General features: G+C 65.7%; 14 protein-coding genes. All 14 read right to left on the reverse strand.

Annotated features, from left to right (window positions below):
* Positions 1-43: 43 nt before the first annotated feature.
* Positions 44-1,588, reverse strand: a complete 1,545-nt coding sequence (locus DFR29_RS10855; RefSeq protein ID WP_133818628.1) for a DUF4331 domain-containing protein — start codon at positions 1,586-1,588, stop codon at positions 44-46.
* Between the two features lie 460 nt (positions 1,589-2,048).
* Positions 2,049-2,666 (reverse strand): ribonuclease HII, encoded by a 618-nt coding sequence (gene rnhB, locus DFR29_RS10860; RefSeq protein ID WP_133818629.1) that lies wholly within the window; start codon positions 2,664-2,666, stop codon positions 2,049-2,051.
* The gene (locus DFR29_RS10865) at positions 2,666-4,381 is read right to left on the reverse strand and encodes a sulfatase-like hydrolase/transferase (RefSeq protein ID WP_166654021.1); all 1,716 of its coding nucleotides are present in this window, start codon (positions 4,379-4,381) and stop codon (positions 2,666-2,668) included. The genes rnhB and DFR29_RS10865 overlap by 1 nt, the downstream gene beginning before the upstream one ends.
* 81 nt (positions 4,382-4,462) lie before the next feature.
* Positions 4,463-5,695 (reverse strand): lipid-A-disaccharide synthase, encoded by a 1,233-nt coding sequence (gene lpxB / locus DFR29_RS10870; RefSeq protein WP_133818631.1) that lies wholly within the window; start codon positions 5,693-5,695, stop codon positions 4,463-4,465.
* The gene (gene lpxA, locus DFR29_RS10875) at positions 5,695-6,465 is read right to left on the reverse strand and encodes an acyl-ACP--UDP-N-acetylglucosamine O-acyltransferase (RefSeq protein WP_133818632.1); all 771 of its coding nucleotides are present in this window, start codon (positions 6,463-6,465) and stop codon (positions 5,695-5,697) included. The genes lpxB and lpxA overlap by 1 nt, the downstream gene beginning before the upstream one ends.
* Positions 6,465-6,932, reverse strand: a complete 468-nt coding sequence (gene fabZ / locus DFR29_RS10880) for a 3-hydroxyacyl-ACP dehydratase FabZ (protein WP_133818633.1) — start codon at positions 6,930-6,932, stop codon at positions 6,465-6,467. Before fabZ ends, lpxA begins: the two co-directional genes overlap by 1 nt.
* Positions 6,933-6,937: 5 nt before the next feature.
* Complete coding sequence (lpxD, locus tag DFR29_RS10885; protein WP_133818634.1) at positions 6,938-7,960, reverse strand: UDP-3-O-(3-hydroxymyristoyl)glucosamine N-acyltransferase; 1,023 nt, start codon at positions 7,958-7,960, stop codon at positions 6,938-6,940.
* Positions 7,957-8,487 carry an OmpH/Skp family outer membrane protein gene (locus tag DFR29_RS10890; RefSeq protein WP_166654022.1) on the reverse strand — a complete coding sequence of 177 codons (531 nt, stop codon included), beginning with the start codon at positions 8,485-8,487 and terminating at the stop codon, positions 7,957-7,959. Before DFR29_RS10890 ends, lpxD begins: the two co-directional genes overlap by 4 nt.
* 79 nt (positions 8,488-8,566) lie before the next feature.
* Positions 8,567-10,915 (reverse strand): outer membrane protein assembly factor BamA, encoded by a 2,349-nt coding sequence (gene bamA, locus DFR29_RS10895; protein ID WP_133818636.1) that lies wholly within the window; start codon positions 10,913-10,915, stop codon positions 8,567-8,569.
* Positions 10,916-10,988: 73 nt separating this feature from the next.
* Complete coding sequence (rseP, locus tag DFR29_RS10900) at positions 10,989-12,350, reverse strand: RIP metalloprotease RseP (RefSeq protein WP_133818637.1); 1,362 nt, start codon at positions 12,348-12,350, stop codon at positions 10,989-10,991.
* A 7-nt stretch (positions 12,351-12,357) separates the two neighbouring features.
* On the reverse strand, positions 12,358-13,548 hold the full coding sequence (dxr, locus tag DFR29_RS10905) for a 1-deoxy-D-xylulose-5-phosphate reductoisomerase (RefSeq protein WP_133818638.1): 1,191 nt from the start codon (positions 13,546-13,548) through the stop codon (positions 12,358-12,360).
* 14 nt (positions 13,549-13,562) lie between these two features.
* Complete coding sequence (locus DFR29_RS10910; protein WP_133818639.1) at positions 13,563-14,378, reverse strand: phosphatidate cytidylyltransferase; 816 nt, start codon at positions 14,376-14,378, stop codon at positions 13,563-13,565.
* A 62-nt stretch (positions 14,379-14,440) separates the two neighbouring features.
* Entirely contained in the window at positions 14,441-15,181 is a 741-nt protein-coding gene (gene uppS / locus DFR29_RS10915; RefSeq protein WP_208113584.1) for a polyprenyl diphosphate synthase, read from the reverse strand.
* A gap of 36 nt (positions 15,182-15,217) precedes the next feature.
* A complete protein-coding gene (gene frr / locus DFR29_RS10920; RefSeq protein WP_133818641.1) occupies positions 15,218-15,775 on the reverse strand; it encodes a ribosome recycling factor in 558 nt (185 codons plus the stop codon).
* Between the last annotated feature and the right edge of the window lie 5 nt (positions 15,776-15,780).

Below are 15,780 nucleotides of genomic sequence, written 5' to 3' on the forward strand. Positions count from 1 at the left end.
GTTTCCCGGGACGGGCCGCCGTCTGCGCGGCGGCCCTGTCTGCTTACGGCGTGGCAGGATTGGCGGGCAGGCCGTTGCCGCCGTTCGGCGATCCGGCCAGGGGCGTGGTCAGGTAGGGGAAGGCGTTGTCGAACAGACTGTCTTCGACCAGCACGCCATCGGTATACGGCAGTGCGGCGCTGGCCGGCTTGCCCGGTCCCGGCGGCAGCAGCACACCCATGGCGACGCGCAGCTCGATGTCGACGACATCGTCGCCGGGGCGGCGGCCGTTGGGGAAGCCGGCCGGATCGCAGCCCGGATTGGACAGCGTCAGCGCACCGTCGACAAAGCAGGCCGCCGCACCCAGGCTGTTCTGCTGGCCCTTGGCCGTTGCCGGCAGGGCGGTATTGAGCCGGATCATTTCGGCGGGCACACCGTTGAGCTGCCGGTTCACGCCGGTGACGCCGGTCAGGAAGGCGGCGACCAGATCGCCGCGGGGGAATACCGGCGGCGCCTGCACGCCGGCGGCGCCGAACAGGATTTCCAGCAGGGCCGGCAGGGTCGGGTTGGTGACGTAGGTGGCGAACTGAGCGTCGTCCTTGGGCGAGCTGGCATTGAACGTGTCCTTGTCCTTCAGCCCGATCACGATTTCGTTGACCAGCGGCATGCCCAGGCGCGACACCTGCACCATGTTGCTGTTGACGATGGCCTGGGCGAGCGGATCGCTGCTGACCAGGCGCGAGCGCGGCAGGCTGGCCGAGGTCCAGGCGCCGATGACCGGATCGCCATTGGTGACGCAGGCAATCGGCAGCTCCAGCGCGAGCGAAGTGACGTTCTTGCCGGCCGTGGCGTTGGTGCCGCCGGAGCGGCTGCCGATCACGCGGCCGACGGGAATATTGACCAGGTCGAAGATCTCGCCGAGGTTGACGCCGAAACCTTCGCGGCGCTGGCCGACGAACAGGCGGCCCGGGATCGCGCAGTTGGGAATAGTGATCGCGTACTTGTGGCTGGCCGCGTAGGCGGCGTAGTCCGGTATCGACTTGTTGCCGATGTTGTCGACGGGCTTGGCGAATTCGGTGGCGTTGTCGGCGGCGTTGCGCAGCAGCGAACCGACGGCTGTCGGCGTGCGCGGGCCGCTGATCTGGCTGACCGTGAACAGCTCGGCGTCGTTGCGTGCCGAGGAATCCATCGCGTTGATCTGGCCAGCGTTGCGCAGCGGAATCGCGACGGCCTTGTCGCCGATCTGCAAGGCGATGTTTTTCTGTTCGTAGCGGAATTTGAAGCGATAGGTCAGGTCTTCGCGCGCGTCGCCGTTGTTGTCGATGTGGATCTCGTAGATGCCATCCGGATCCATCGTGAAATAGTTCGGTCCGCCGTAGGCGTCCTGCAGCGGCACATAGTTCGCGATGATGGTGACGAAGTCGCTGCGGCCTGGCTCGTAGCTGCGGAACACATAGAGGTCGGTGCCGTCCATTTTTGGATATTGCGTGATGGTGGGCGCTTCGCGATGGCTCGATGCGTGCGCCATCGGCGTGACGGCGCCAAGACCGGCGGTCGCCGCGATGGCGAGCGCGAGAGTGGTGGAGCGTAGGGCGGGATGCTGCTTCATGTCAGACTCCTGGTGAATCTGTAGTGCCTGGAATTTGGCGGGAATGCCGCTGCCGGTCCTCGCCGGCAGGGCCGCAACGGCGGCACCAGAGAAGTACGCGCCACGAGCGGAAGCGGATGCAGTCGCCGTTGAAACTATTTTTTTCACATGTAAATCACGCGAAAAAGGGATTTGACTCAGGCGGCTTCGCGCAGCGCCCTGCCGGCCGCTGGGACTGCGGTGGCGCGGCATCGAGCGCTGCGGCGACAGGGACGATTACCGGCGGCGTGACGCAGGTGCGGTTGCCGCTGGCTATGCAGGCAGACGCTCCGCCGCGGTGACGCGTAGCGCGATGCCAGGCAGGACGATCCTGGCGTGGCGGGATGCGGGCGATACGGACCGACATTGCCGTTGGATGCGGGCTGCGTCGAAATCCATCGGGCTCAAGACGAATCGGGCCGCGCGGCGCGGCCGTCCGGAATCAGAACAGGCCCGGTTCCAGCAGCGCACGCACGGGTGCAAAACTGCGCCGGTGATGCGCGCAAGGGCCGATGCGGGCCAGCGATTCCAGGTGTTCCGGTGTGGGATAGCCTTTGTGCCTGGCGAAGCCGTAGCCTGGATGCAGCGCGTCCAGCGCCACCATCAGGCGGTCGCGGGCAACCTTGGCCAGGATGGAAGCGGCGCTGATCGCCGGTTCGCTCGCGTCGCCGCCGACAATGGCATGGGCCGGGCAGCGCAGCGCCTGTTTCGGCAGGCGGTTGCCGTCGATCAGTGCCAGATGGGGCTGCAACGGCAGCGCGGCCAGCGCGGCGGCCATGCCGTACATGGTGGCCTGGAAGATGTTCAGCCGGTCGATGTCGTTCACGCCGACTTCGATCACGCTGAAGGCCAGGGCGTGCTCGCGGATGCGTGGTTCCAGCAGCTCGCGCTGCGCTTCGCTCAGCTGCTTGGAGTCGTTGAGGCCGCGGATGTGCCGGGCCGGATCGAGTATCACCGCGGCCACCACGACCGGGCCGGCCAGCGGGCCGCGGCCGGCTTCGTCGACGCCGGCGATAAAAGCGTCGGCGGGCAGGCCGGTATCGAAGCGTTTGCGTGCCATCAGTCTTTCAGCGCGCCGAGCTTGCCGTAGACGTAGTCGTGGTACGACTCCAGCATGGCCGGGTCGGCACAGTCGAAATAGCGGCCCTGGCAGCGGTCGCGCAGCAAGGTGTTGGCTTCGTAGAAGTCGTCCTTGCGCAGGTCAGCCACGTCCAGCAGCAGCGAACCGAGGTAGATGATGTCCAGTACGTCAAAATCCACTTTTTTTCTCAGTGGAAAATTTGACTTGAGCATGTAATAGGTGACCTTGGTAGGATCGGTCACGCCCTTTGGGATGCGTTTCTGCAGCGCGTTGATGGCGCCGTCGAAGGACGGTTGGTGGTCGCCGAAGTGCATCAGCACGGTGCGGCGGTCGCTGGCAAACAGTTTCTGTTCGAGTTCCGCCATGGCCTGCTCGGACTGTTCCAGGCGCGACAGGTAGTTGCCCAGGTTGAGGTTGAGCCAGGGATCGAGCTGCTTGGGGAACAGCGGCTTGTTGTAGGGCGAGGGCAACTGGCCCAGCGGCGTCATGTGCGGACCGTGCTGGTGCAGGGTCAGCATGAAGACGAACAGCGGCGTGCCGGGGTGGTCCTTGCGTTCCTGCGCCAGGATGCGGTCGAACACCTTGAGCAGGTCGAAGTCGGTCGATTCCCAGCCCAGGCCGTTTTCGGTGCCGTCGTAGAACTCGTCGAAACCGTAGAAATTGTAGGCATTGCGCGCGTTGATGAAGCTACCCGACATGGGGTAGATCACCACGGTGCGGTAGCCGTTTTCCTTCAGCACCTTGGGCAGGCTGTAGGCTACGCGCGGCGCCAGGTTGAACGGTGCATACAGGCCGGCGTTGCCGAACAGCACATGCGCCATGCTGGTGAGGAAGGCGAATTCGCTGGTCCAGGTGCCGCCGCCCCAGGTATGCACCTGCAGGTAGCCGTGCGCACGCGTGCGTTTGTCGTCCTGGAACAGCTTGCGCTTGCACAGCGGCAGTTTGCATACGCTGAGCATGGTCGGATCGAAGGTGCTTTCCTCCAGCACGACGACGATGTCCGGACGCTGGCGCGGGTCGCCGACATTGGCGACCTGTTCGTTCCAGACCTGCCGCGTCCTGGCGCCTTGTACCAGTGCCGGCGGCTGGATCTGGGTGGAATAGAACGAGATGAAGAAGTCGGTGAGATAGCTCTTGTCGTTCATCGCCGCCCACATGCCCTTGCCGTAGACCGGGGCGAACGGCCCCTGTACCGACAAGGCCTGCACCAGGGCATACAGACTGGCCAGGGCCGCGGCGCCGAGCACGCTGTGGCGCCAGAGCGGGCGCCAGGCCGGCAGCAGCTGCGGCCGGTCGATGCGCCAGATGCCGATCAGCGCCAGCGGCAGCAGGACCAGGCCGATAAAGCTCGCGATCAGCAGCAGCGGATAGCGCAGCACCACTTCCAGCGTGTCGGCGTTGACGAAATAGAACAGGTCCGGCGCCAGCAGCGGCGTGGTCAGGTAGGTGACCTTGAGCACGCTGCTGGCCAGCAGTACGGAAAACAGTCCGGCCGTGGCGATCAGGCTGAAGGCGACGCGGCGGGTCAGGCAAACCAGCAGCAGGCACAGGCTGCCGCTGAGTACACAAGTGTAAATTCGCTCGTCGACGGTGCCTTCGTTCAGCGGTCCGTAGATCAGCATGGCCACGTAGGCCAGCACGGCCAGCAGGTGCAGCAGCAGGGCGCGGCGATCGAGCGGAGGGAGAAGTCGCATCACCGGCATGTGCTGACGGAAGTGGCGCGCATGGTGCGGTGGGGCGGCAGACAGGTCAATGGGCGCGGCGGGCTGGTGTTGTCAGCCGGCGTTGTGTACCAGCTCCGCCACGGCAGCGGCGGCGCCGCGGTCGGCATCGCCGATCAGCAGCCGGTGCAGGCGTTCAAACTCGGCCACCAGGGCGACACGGCCGTTGCTGTCGGCGTACAGCGCGAGGACGGCGTCGGCCAGGGCCTGCGGCGTGCAGGCCTGCTGCAGGATTTCCGGCACCAGCTCGCGTTCGGCCAGCACGTTGGGCAGGGAAAAGCGGGTCGTGCGCAGCAGCTTGAACCAGGTGACGAGGCGGTAGGTCCAGGGCGCAACTTTGTAGGCGACGACCATGGGCCGCTTGGCCAGCATCGCTTCCAGCGCGGCCGTGCCCGAGGCGACCAGCACGATGTCGGCGGCGAGCAGCGCCTGCTGGGCCTTGCCGTCGACCAGTTCGATGCTGCCGCGGGATTCCGGATCGTCGCTGCGCAGATCGATGCCGACACTGTCGGCGACCTGCTCGAACGCCTCGCGGCAGGCGCGATTGGCCATCGGCGCGATGACTTGCAGCTGCGGAATCTGCTGCTGGCAGCGGCGTGCGGCCTGCAGAAAGTCGGCACCGAGACGGCGGATTTCGCCGAGGCGGCTGCCCGGCAGCAGGGCCAGCACCGGCGCCTGGTCGGACAGGCCGAGATCGGCGCGGGCGGGCAGGCGCTCGCTGACCAGGGCAAAACGATCGGCCATGGGATGGCCGACGAAGCGCGCGGCAACGCCGTAGCGCTGGTAGATCGGCGGTTCCATCGGGAACAGGCACAGCACCAGGTCGGCGCTGGCGCCCATCTTCGCGGCGCGCGATTCGCGCCAGGCCCAGATCGACGGACTGACGTAGTGCACGGTGCGGATGCCGCGCTGCTTGAGTTTGCGTTCCAGCGCGAGGTTGAAATCCGGTGCGTCGATGCCGATGAATGCCGCCGGCCTGAGCGCGGCGACGCGGCGCAGCAGGTCGGCACGGATGCGCAATAGCTCGGGCAGGTGGCGCAGAACTTCGACCAGGCCCATCACGGCGAGCTTTTCCGCCGGATACCAGGCTTCCAGCCCGGCCTCGATCATGCGCGGGCCGCCGATGCCGACGAAGCGCGCCTGAGGAAAGCGTTCGCGCAGCGCCACGATCAGGCCGGCGCCGAGCTGATCGCCGGACGCTTCGCCCGCGACCAGGGCGAACAGCACGGCCGCTGTGTCGGCCGGCGGCGCGGGGGAAGCGGCGCCGGCTTCCTGCGCGGGTTCCACTAGCGCACCAGCGAACGCTGGCTGCGATCGATGAAATCCAGCATCAGCTTGACATCGGGGGCGTCCGAGGAGGCGCGGGCGAGTTCCTCGCGCGCCTCGGCCAGGGGCAGTCCCGATTTATACAATGTCTTGTAGGCGCGGCGGATGGAGAGAATGCGCTCGCTGTCGAAGCCGCGGCGCTTCAGCCCTTCGCTGTTGATGCCCTTGGGTTCGGCAAAGCTGCCAGCTACGGTCACATAGGGCGGCACGTCGCGGTTGATGATCGAACCCATCGAGGTGAAGGCATGTGCGCCGACCTGGCAGAACTGGTGCACCAGGGTGAAGCCGCCGAGGATGACCCAGTCGTCGACCGTGACATGGCCGGCCAGCGAGGCGGCGTTGGCGAAGATCACGTTGTTGCCGACGATGCAGTCGTGCGCGAGGTGCACGTAGGCCATCAGCCAATTGTCGTTGCCGATGCGGGTGACGCCGCCGCCGTCGTCGGTGCCGCGGTTGAAGGTGACGAATTCGCGGATCACGTTGCGGTCGCCGATTTCCAGCATCGAGCGCTCGCCGTGGAATTTCTTGTCCTGCGGTGCGGCGCCGATGGAGGCGAACTGCCAGATGCGGTTGTCGCGGCCGATCCTGGTCGGCCCTTCGATGACCACGTGCGGGCCTATCCAGGTGTCGTCACCGATCTCGACGTCGGCGCCGATCACCGAATACGGGCCGATGCTGACGTTGAGTCCCAGCCGCGCAGCGGGATCGATTACAGCGGTGGGGTGGATCATCAGTCGTTGCGCTCCGCGCAGAGCAGCTCGGCTTCCGCCACGACCTTGCCGGCGACCAGGGCCTGGCACCAGAACTGGCCCATGCGCCGGATCATGCGTTTCTGCTCGACTTCCAGTACCAGCTGGTCGCCCGGGCCGACGATGCTGGAGAAGCGCGCCTTGTCCACCTTGACCAGGTAGAACAGCGGGCTGGCGCTGGGCGATTCGGCATTGGTCAGCTGTACCAGCAGCCCCGAGGCCTGCGCCAGCGCCTCGATGATGAGTACGCCTGGCATGACCGGATGACCGGGGAAATGGCCCTGGAAGAACGGCTCGTTGATGGTGACGTTCTTCAGTGCCGTGAGGCGCTTGCCCGATTCGAACTGGGTGACGCGGTCGACCAGCAGGAAGGGATAGCGATGAGGCAGCAGGTCGAAGATGCGACCGACGTCCAGCGGCAATTGTGTGCTGGCGTTCGAATCCGTCATGGAGCTCAATCCTTTTCTAGGGCTTTCACGCGACGCGCCAGTTCGTCCAGTCGGCGGAATCGCGCGGCATTGCGGCGCCACTGGCGGTTCTCCTGGATGGGCGTGCCCGAGGAGTATTCGCCGGCGGCATGGATGGAATGGGTGACCAGGCTCATCGCCGTTACGGTGACCCGGTCGGCGATGTTCAAGTGGCCTAGGATACCGGCACCGCCGCCAATCAGACAGTAGCGGCCGATACGCGCGCTGCCGGCGACGGCAGAACAGCCGGCCATGGCGGTATGCGCGCCGATCACCACGTTGTGGGCAACCTGGATCTGGTTGTCCAGGCGTACGTCTTCTTCCAGCACCGTATCTTCCAGCGCACCGCGGTCGATGGTGCAGTTGGCGCCGATCTCGCAGTCGTCGCCAATGCGCACGCCGCCGAGTTGCGGCACCTTGATCCAGTGGTCGCGTTCGAAGGCCAGGCCGAAGCCGTCGGAGCCGATCACCGCCCCCGGATGCACCAGTACCCGCGCGCCCAGGCGTACGCGGGTGACCAGGGTGACGCGGGCGACCAGGCGGCTCTGTGCACCGATGCTGCAGTCGGGTCCGACGCAGCAGCCCGGCCCGAGTACCGCGCCGGCGCCAATCTCGCTGCCGGCTTCGACGACACAGAGCGGGCCGATGCTGGCGCTGGTATCGATGCGCGCACTGGCATCGACCACGGCACTGGGGTGGATGCCGGGCGTCGCCGCGGCGATGGGTTCGAACAGCGCGGCGATGCGCGCATAGGCGACGTAGGGATCGCGCGCGATCAGCGCGGCGCCGTCGCGCAGGGACGCATCGTCGGCACGCAGCACCACCACGCCGGCCTGCGAGGCCTGCATCTGGCTGCGGTATTGCGGATTGGACAAAAAGCTCAGCTGCTGCGGCCCGGCCAGGGCCAGGGTGGCTACGCCGGCTACGGTCTGTTGCGCATCGCCGCGCAGTTCCAGGGCAAAACGTTCGGCCAGCTCGCCCAGCCGCCAGACCGGCGCAGGCGCCGTCATGGCTTGGCCTGGCGGTTCTGGAAATCGCGCCGCAGGCGTTCCAGTACGCGGTCGGTGATGTCGATGCGGGGATCGGCATAGACCACCGGACTGGGGACGACCAGATCCAGACCCTGTTCGCGCGCGTACTCGACCACGGTGTTGTTGATCTCCTGCCAGCTTTTGTCCAGTTCCTGGTCGCTGCGGCTCTTCAGTTCGGTCCGCAGTTCATCGCGCGTGCGCTTGAGGTTGCGCTCCAGCGCGTCGATTTCGCGTTTCTTGCTGTCGGATTCGGTCTTCTCGAGCAGCGCGCCATCGCGTTCGAAGACACGCTTCAGCTCGGCCAGGCGCGTTTCGTCCTGCTTGAGGCTGGTGTCGCGGCCGGCGAACTCGCGCTGCAGCTTGTCCCGGCCAGCCTGCACCTGCGGCGCGTTGTCCAGCAGGCGCTTCATGTCGACATAGCCGAGCTTGGCCTGGGCCAGTACCGCGAGCGGCAACAGCGCCAGCGCTGCCGCAAACCTCCATGCTGACCTGGCGTGCTGGCCCACGCGTATCTCCGTCGTCAAGTCGCCACGGCGGACGCCGCTGCAGCGTCCGGGGTGGCAGGCGTGATGATGCCAGTTTCGATCAGAACTGAGTGCCGAAGGAGAACTGGATCGTCTCGGTCTTGTCGCCGTCCTTCTTGCGCAGCGGACGGGCAAGGTTGATGGTGATCGGACCGACCGGCGCCTGCCATTGCAGGGCAAGGCCGGCGGAGGCACGCAGTTCGTCGCTCTTGAAGTCGCCGAAGGTCTTGTACACGTTGCCCACGTCGACGAAGGCGGAGATGCGCACCGAATCGCTTTCCTTGGCGAACGGCGTCGGCAGGATCAGCTCGGCCGAACCCAGCACCTTGAAGGCGCCGCCCAGCGGCTGGCAGTAGTCGCTGAGCGGAGTGAGGCGTTCGCACGGGCCCAGCGTGTTGTCCTCGAAGCCGCGCACGTCGCGCACGCCGCCGGCGTAGAAGTTCTCGAAGAAGGGCAGGCCGCCGATCTTCAGCGGGATCTTGACGTCGGAGTTGGGATCGTAGCGGCCGGTCGCATCGCGATAGCTGTCGCCATAGCCCAGGTTGCCCGAGACCAGGAAGGTGAACTTGTCGCTGAGCGGGAAGTAATGCGCGCCCTGGTAGTACAGCTTGAAGTATTCCAGGGTGGAACCCGGCAGGGCGATTTCCGCCGAGATCGACTGCAGGCCGCCGCGCGTCGGGGTGAAGTACTTGTTGCGCGTGTCGTGGGCCCAGGACGCGGTCAGGTTCCAGGTATGGATGGTGCGGCGGTCGAGATCGGTGATGTAGCGGATGATGTTCGGCGGGGTATAGCCCTCGAACACGTTGATCTCGGTCTTGTTCAGGCCCAGCTGCAGCTGCACGCCGTCGGTCTCGCCGACGGGTATGCCGACGAAGGTCGAGAAGGCTGCCGTATCGGTGGAGTAGTTGGCGATGTTGGCCTGGCTCTGGTCCAGGTTGCGCACGCTGGCGTTGTAGCCGAGGCTGATGCCCGAGTCGTTCAGGTATGGCTGCGCGTAGCTGACGTCATAGCGCTTGAGATAGGAGCTGCGCTGTACCGTCATGGCGACACGGTCGCCGGTGCCGAGGAAGTTGTTCTGCGACACCGACACCGAGGCGATCAGCTTCTGCACCTGGGAATAGCCCAGGCCGAACAGCAGGCTGCCGGAGGGCTGTTCTTCCACCGTAACCACCATGTTGACCTGGTCTTCGGTGCCCGGAACCTTCGGCGTTTCGATTTCGACGTTCTTGAAATAGCCCAGGCGCTGCAGGCGCACCTTGGAGCGGTCGATCGCGGCCTGCGAGTACCAGGAGCCTTCGAGCTGGCGCATTTCGCGGCGCAGCACTTCGTCTTCGGTACGCACATTGCCCTTGAAGCTGACCTGGTTGACGTAGACGCGCTTGCCCGGCTCGACGAAGAAGGTCACTTCGACGGTGCGGCCTTCCTTGTCGGTCTTGGGTACTGGCGTCACTTCGGCGAAGGCATAGCCGATGTTGGACAGCACTGCGCTCATCGCCTTGGCGCTCTGCTCCAGCTTGCGCCGGGAGAACTGCTCGCCGGCCTTGGTCTTGAGCAGGGCACGCAGGCTTTCCTCGGGCAGTACCAGGTCACCCAGCAGCTTGATGTCGCTGATCGTATACAACTCACCTTCGTGCACATTGGCGCTGACGTAGATATTGCGCTTGTCCGGGCTGATCGACACCTCGGTCGATTCGACGTTGAAGTCGGCGTAGCCGCGGTCGAGATAGTACGAGGCAAGCTTTTCCAGGTCGCCCGAGAGCTTCTCGCGCGAATACTGATCGTTCTTGGAATACCACGAGGTCCAGTTGGTGGTGCCGGACTCGAATTCGTCGCGGATTTCCTTGTCGGTGAACACCGCGTTGCCGACCACGTTGATGTGCTTGATCTTGGACGCCTTGCCTTCCGCGATGACAATATTGATGTCGACGCGGTTGCGGTCCAGCGGGGTGACCTTGGGCGTGATCGTGACGTTGTACTTGCCGCGGTTGTGGTACTGGCGGGTCAGTTCCTGCTGTACGCGGTCCAGCTGCAGGCGGTCGAAGGTTTCGCCTTCTTCCAGGCCGATGCCCTTGAGGCCCTTGCGCAGCTCTTCTTCCTTCAGCTCCTTGTTGCCCTTGAGGGTGATCTTGGAGATGGCCGGACGCTCCTGCACCGTGACGACGAGAATCTCGCCCTGGCGCGTGAGCTGCACGTCGTTGAAGAAGCCGGTCTTGAACAGCGCGCGGATCGCTTTCTCCGCCGCGTCGGAGGTCATGCGGTCGCCTTTTTCCACCGGCAGGTAGGTGAATACCGTGCCGGGAGCGATGCGCTGCAGGCCATCGATACGGATTTCCGAGACGACGAAGGACTCGAACGCGTGGGCCTCGGCGGCGAGGCAGGCAAGCAGGAGCAGGGCGGCGATACGCTTCATCGTCAATCCGTCAGGGTTTTCTTATTGGCGGCGGGCGCTTGCCGCGGTTTGTATGGATGCGCCGGAGTGTCGGTCAGGACAGTATCCGGTGCACGATGTCGTTGTAGAACGCTAGCCCCATCAGGGCGGCCAGCATGACCAGACCAGCGTACTGGCCGGCGATCAGCACCTTGTCGCTGACCGGGCTGCCCTTGATCGACTCGATAAGGTAATACACGAGGTGACCGCCGTCCAAGATCGGGATGGGCAGCAGGTTCATGATGCACAGGCTCAGTGAGATCAGGGCAAGGAAATTGAGGAAGTGGGCCGGGCCTTCGTTGGCGGTCGCATTGGCCACCGTGGCGATGGTGACCGGGCCGGACAGGTTCTGCAGCGAGGCCGCGCCGGTGACCATGCGCTTGATCAGGCCGAAGGTCTTGGCAGTGAAGCTGGCGGTCTCATCGATGGCGGCCGGAATGGCTGCCAGCGGGCCGTAGCGCAGCAGGGCGTCGTAGGGCGGCTGCTCGTATTTGTGGCGTATGCCCATGAGCCAGGCCATCTTGCCGTCTTCGGTCTTCTCGTAGCGCGGCGTCACGCTCAGCGTCAGCGGTTTGCCCGCGCGCTCCACGACCAGCGCCAGCGCCTTGCCGGCCGCCGCGTTGCCCTGGACGGCGGCGACCAGATCGTCCCACTTGCCGATGGGCTTGCCTTCCAGGCTGACCAAGCGGTCGTTCACCGCGACGCCGGCGGCTTCCGCCGCGCTGCCCTTGGTGATTTCGCCGGCGATGGGCGGGCCGAGCAGGAACTGCTTCGGCGTCAGGCCCACCTCGGACAGCGCGGCGCGTTCTTCCTTGCCGGCGGCAATCGTGCTCAGGTCGAGGCGGCGCACGATGCTGCTGCCGGCTGCCGTGGTCACGCTGACGTCGACCGCACTGCGGTCCATCACGTGTTCGAGCAGGGCCATCATGGCCGAGGTCCAGTTTTCGGTCTTTTCGCTGCCGACGGCGTCGATGCGGTCGCCGGCCTGGAAGCCGGCGCTGGCGGAAATGCCTTCGGCGCGGCCAATCACGGGCTGGTAGTCGGGCTTGCCGATCACGAACATGGCCCAGAACGCGAACAGGGTAAAGACAAGGTTGAACAGCGGTCCTGCGGCGACGACGCACATGCGCTGCCAGATCGGCTTGCTGGTGAAATCGCCGGCACGCTCTTCAGGCGTGACGTCGACTTCGCGCGAATCGAGGAATTTGACATAGCCGCCGAGCGGGATCGCGGCGATGCAGTATTCGGTACCGTCCTTGCCGTAGCGGCTCCACAGCGGCTTGCCGAACCCGATTGAGAAGCGCAGCACCTTGATGCCGAAACGCCGCGCGACCCAGTAGTGGCCGAACTCGTGGAAGGTGACGAGCAGGCCCAGGGTGACCAGCAACCACCAGATCGATCCGAAGAAATTGCTCATGCGGGGCTCAACAGTGCAGGCGGCGCATCATACGTTGCGCCGTGTCGCGGGCGGTTAAGTCCGTCTGAATGAGTTGAGCCAGGTTGGCCACGGGTTCAGACGGGATTTTTTCCAGGCAGGACTCGATCACTTCGGCAATCGCCAGGAACGGCAACTGCCCGTCGAGGAACGCGGCCACGGCGATTTCGTTGGCCGCGTTGAGCACCGTCGGCGCGGTGCCGCCGGCGCGCAGTGCCGCGTAGGCCAGGCCCAGGCAGCGGAACGTGTCCAGGTCGGGCGGCTGGAAATCCAGCCGGGCCAGGGCAATCAGGTCCAGGGGTTTGACCCCGGCGTCCAGCCGCTGCGGCCAGGCCAGGCCATAGCACAGCGCAGTGCGCATGTCCGGATTGCCGAGCTGAGCCAGTACCGAGCCATCGCTGTATTCGACCAGCGAGTGCACGATGCTCTGTGGATGCACGACGACGTCGATCTGGTCCGGCGCGGCGGCGAACAGGAAGTGCGCCTCGATCACTTCCAGCCCCTTGTTCATCAGGCTGGCCGAATCGACCGAGATCTTGCGCCCCATGCGCCAGTTCGGATGGGCAACGGCCTGTGCCGGCGTGATCGCGCCGAGTTCGGCCCGGGTCTTGCCGCGGAACGGCCCGCCGGATGCGGTAAGAATGAGCTTGCGCACGCCGGCTGCAGCCAGGCTGTCCTGGCGCACCGCGGCGCGGCCGGGTAGGGCCTGGAACAGGGCGTTGTGTTCCGAGTCCACCGGCAGCAGCTCGCCGCCGCCTTCGGCCAGTGCCGCCAGCAGCAGCGGTCCGGCCATCACGATGGATTCCTTGTTGGCCAGCAGCAGGCGCTTGCCGGCGCGGGCGGCGGCCAGGGTCGATTCCAGGCCGGCGGCACCGACGATGGCGGCCACGACCGTATCGCAGAGCGAACCGGCGGCAGCCTCGTTCAAGGCATCGCTGCCGCTGGCCGCGCGCGTGCTCAGGCCGGCGCGCAGCAGGCGCGTGCGCAGATCGGCTTCGAGGGCCGGGTCGGCGATGATGGCCAGTTCCGGCTGGAAACGCTGGCACAGCTCGGCCAGAGCTTCGACGCTGCGATGCGCCGCCAGCACGCGGGCGCGGAAGTGCTGCGGATGGCGCGCGATCACGTCCAGCGTGCTCGCGCCGATCGAGCCGGTAGCGCCGAAGACGGCGATATTTCTCATGTCGGGTATCGGCTTCAGGCGCTCAGCAGCGCCAGCCCGGCCGCCCAGACCGGCAGCGCGGCGAATACGCTGTCGAGCCGGTCGAACATGCCGCCGTGGCCAGGGAACAGATCGCCCGAATCTTTTACATTGGCGTGGCGCTTGATCAGGCTTTCGTACAGATCGCCGACGATGGAGGCGAGCACGGTCAGCATGGCCAATACAAAGATGCCCGCCAGGGCTACGCCACGCATGCCCAGCAGCCAGGCGCCGATGACGCCGACCATGGCCGAAGCCACCAGCGCGCCGTAGACGCCGGCCCAGGTCTTGCCCGGACTGATGCGCGGCGCGAGCTTGGTCCTGCCCCAGCGGCTGCCGGCCAGATAGGCGCCACTGTCGGCAACCCAGACCAGCATCAGGCCGAACAGCGTCCACCAGGGGCCGTGGTCGGCGCCGGCATGCACCTGCAGCAGGCCGCACCAGGCCGGTACCACGATCAGAAAACCGGCGGCCAGCTTCAGCGCGGTGTTGTCCCGCGTCGGTGCCACGGCAAAACTGAAATGGCGCAGCCACAGGGCGGCCAGCAGCCACCAGGCCACGCCGGCAACGATCACGCCCCACCACCAGAGGCTGCCATGGCCCAGCCACAGTGCCAGCATGGCCAGTCCGTGCACAACCACCGTAACCGCGCGCGACGCGGCGTCACGCAGGCCCAGCATGCGCGTCCATTCCCATACCGCGTACAGGAATACTGCGCCGGTGATTGCGGCAAAGATGGCCGTCGGCACGAACAGGATCAGGGCGATCGCGACCGGAGCCAGCACCAGGGCCGTGACAGTGCGCGTTTTCATCGGGGAAGCCACGGGTTCAGCGCACTCCGTTCAGGTCGATCAGGGCGGGGCAGGGTTTCATCTCAGGCACCCGCGGCAATCTGGGCACTGGTCTTGCCGAAACGGCGCTCGCGCCCGGCGTAGTCGGCCAGGGCGGCCTCGAAGGCCTGAGTGTCGAAGTCCGGCCATAGCGTGGCCGTGAAATGGATTTCGGCGTAGGCGATCTGCCACAGCAGGAAATTGCTCACGCGCTGCTCGCCGCCGGTACGGATGAACAGGTCGACGCCGGGCTGTCCGGCCAGGCACAGGTAAGGAGCCAGGCTGTGCTCGTCGATTGCATCGGCAGCCATGGCGCCGCTCTGCACTGCCTGCGCGATGCGGCGTGCCGCCTGGGCAATATCCCAGCGGCCGCCATAGTTCACCGCGATGTTCACGTCCAGCGCCGTGTTGGCCGCGGTCCTGTCCATCGCTGCATGCATGCGGCTGGCCAGGGCCGGAGCAAAGGCCGACAGCTCGCCGACGAAGCGGATGCGCACGCCATGGCCATGCAATTCCTCCACTTCCCGGTCCAGCGCCTTGAGGAACAGCTCCATCAATGCACTGACTTCGTCCGGTGGCCGCTGCCAGTTCTCGCTGGAAAAGGCGAACAGGGTCAGCGCGCGGATGCCGCGGCGCAGGCAGAACTCGATCGCACTGCGTACCGCCTTCTGCCCGGCGTGATGGCCGAAGCTGCGCGGTCGCAGGCGTTTCCTGGCCCAGCGGCCGTTGCCGTCCATGACGATGGCGACATGGCGCGGCAGGCGGTTATCGGTGCTGCCCGGGATAGGCGGGGGCGTATGCGGTTCCAGAGCCGGGCTCCTTCAGAGCGACATCAGCTCGTCTTCCTTGGTCTTGACCACGACATCGACATCCTTGATCGCCTTGTCGGTGAGCTTCTGGATATCGTCCTCGGCCTTGCGCTCCTCGTCCTCGGTGACCTTCTTTTCCTTGAGCAGCTCTTTCACGTGCTGCATCGCGTCGCGGCGCACGTTGCGTACGGCAACCTTGGCGTCTTCGCCTTCGCCGTGCACCTGCTTGGACAGGGCCTTGCGGCGTTCTTCGGTAAGCGGGGGAAGGTTGATGCGGATGACCAGACCGGCAGTGGTCGGGTTGAGGCCGAGGTCGGAGCCGATGATGGCCTTCTCGATCGGCTGCACCATGGTTTTTTCCCAGGGTGTGATGGTCAGCGAGCGCGCGTCCTGCACGGCCACCGTGGCGACCTGGGACAGGGGCATGTCACTGCCGTAGTAATTCACTTTGATATGTTCGACCAGCGCCGTCGAGGCGCGGCCGGTACGCAGGCGCTGCAGGTCGTGACGCAGCGATTCGACGCACTTGGCCATGCGGGCCTGGGCGTCTTGTTTGATGTCGTTGATCATGGCGG

This window comes from Tahibacter aquaticus (assembly GCF_004363655.1).
GTDB classification, from domain to species: domain Bacteria; phylum Pseudomonadota; class Gammaproteobacteria; order Xanthomonadales; family Rhodanobacteraceae; genus Tahibacter; species Tahibacter aquaticus.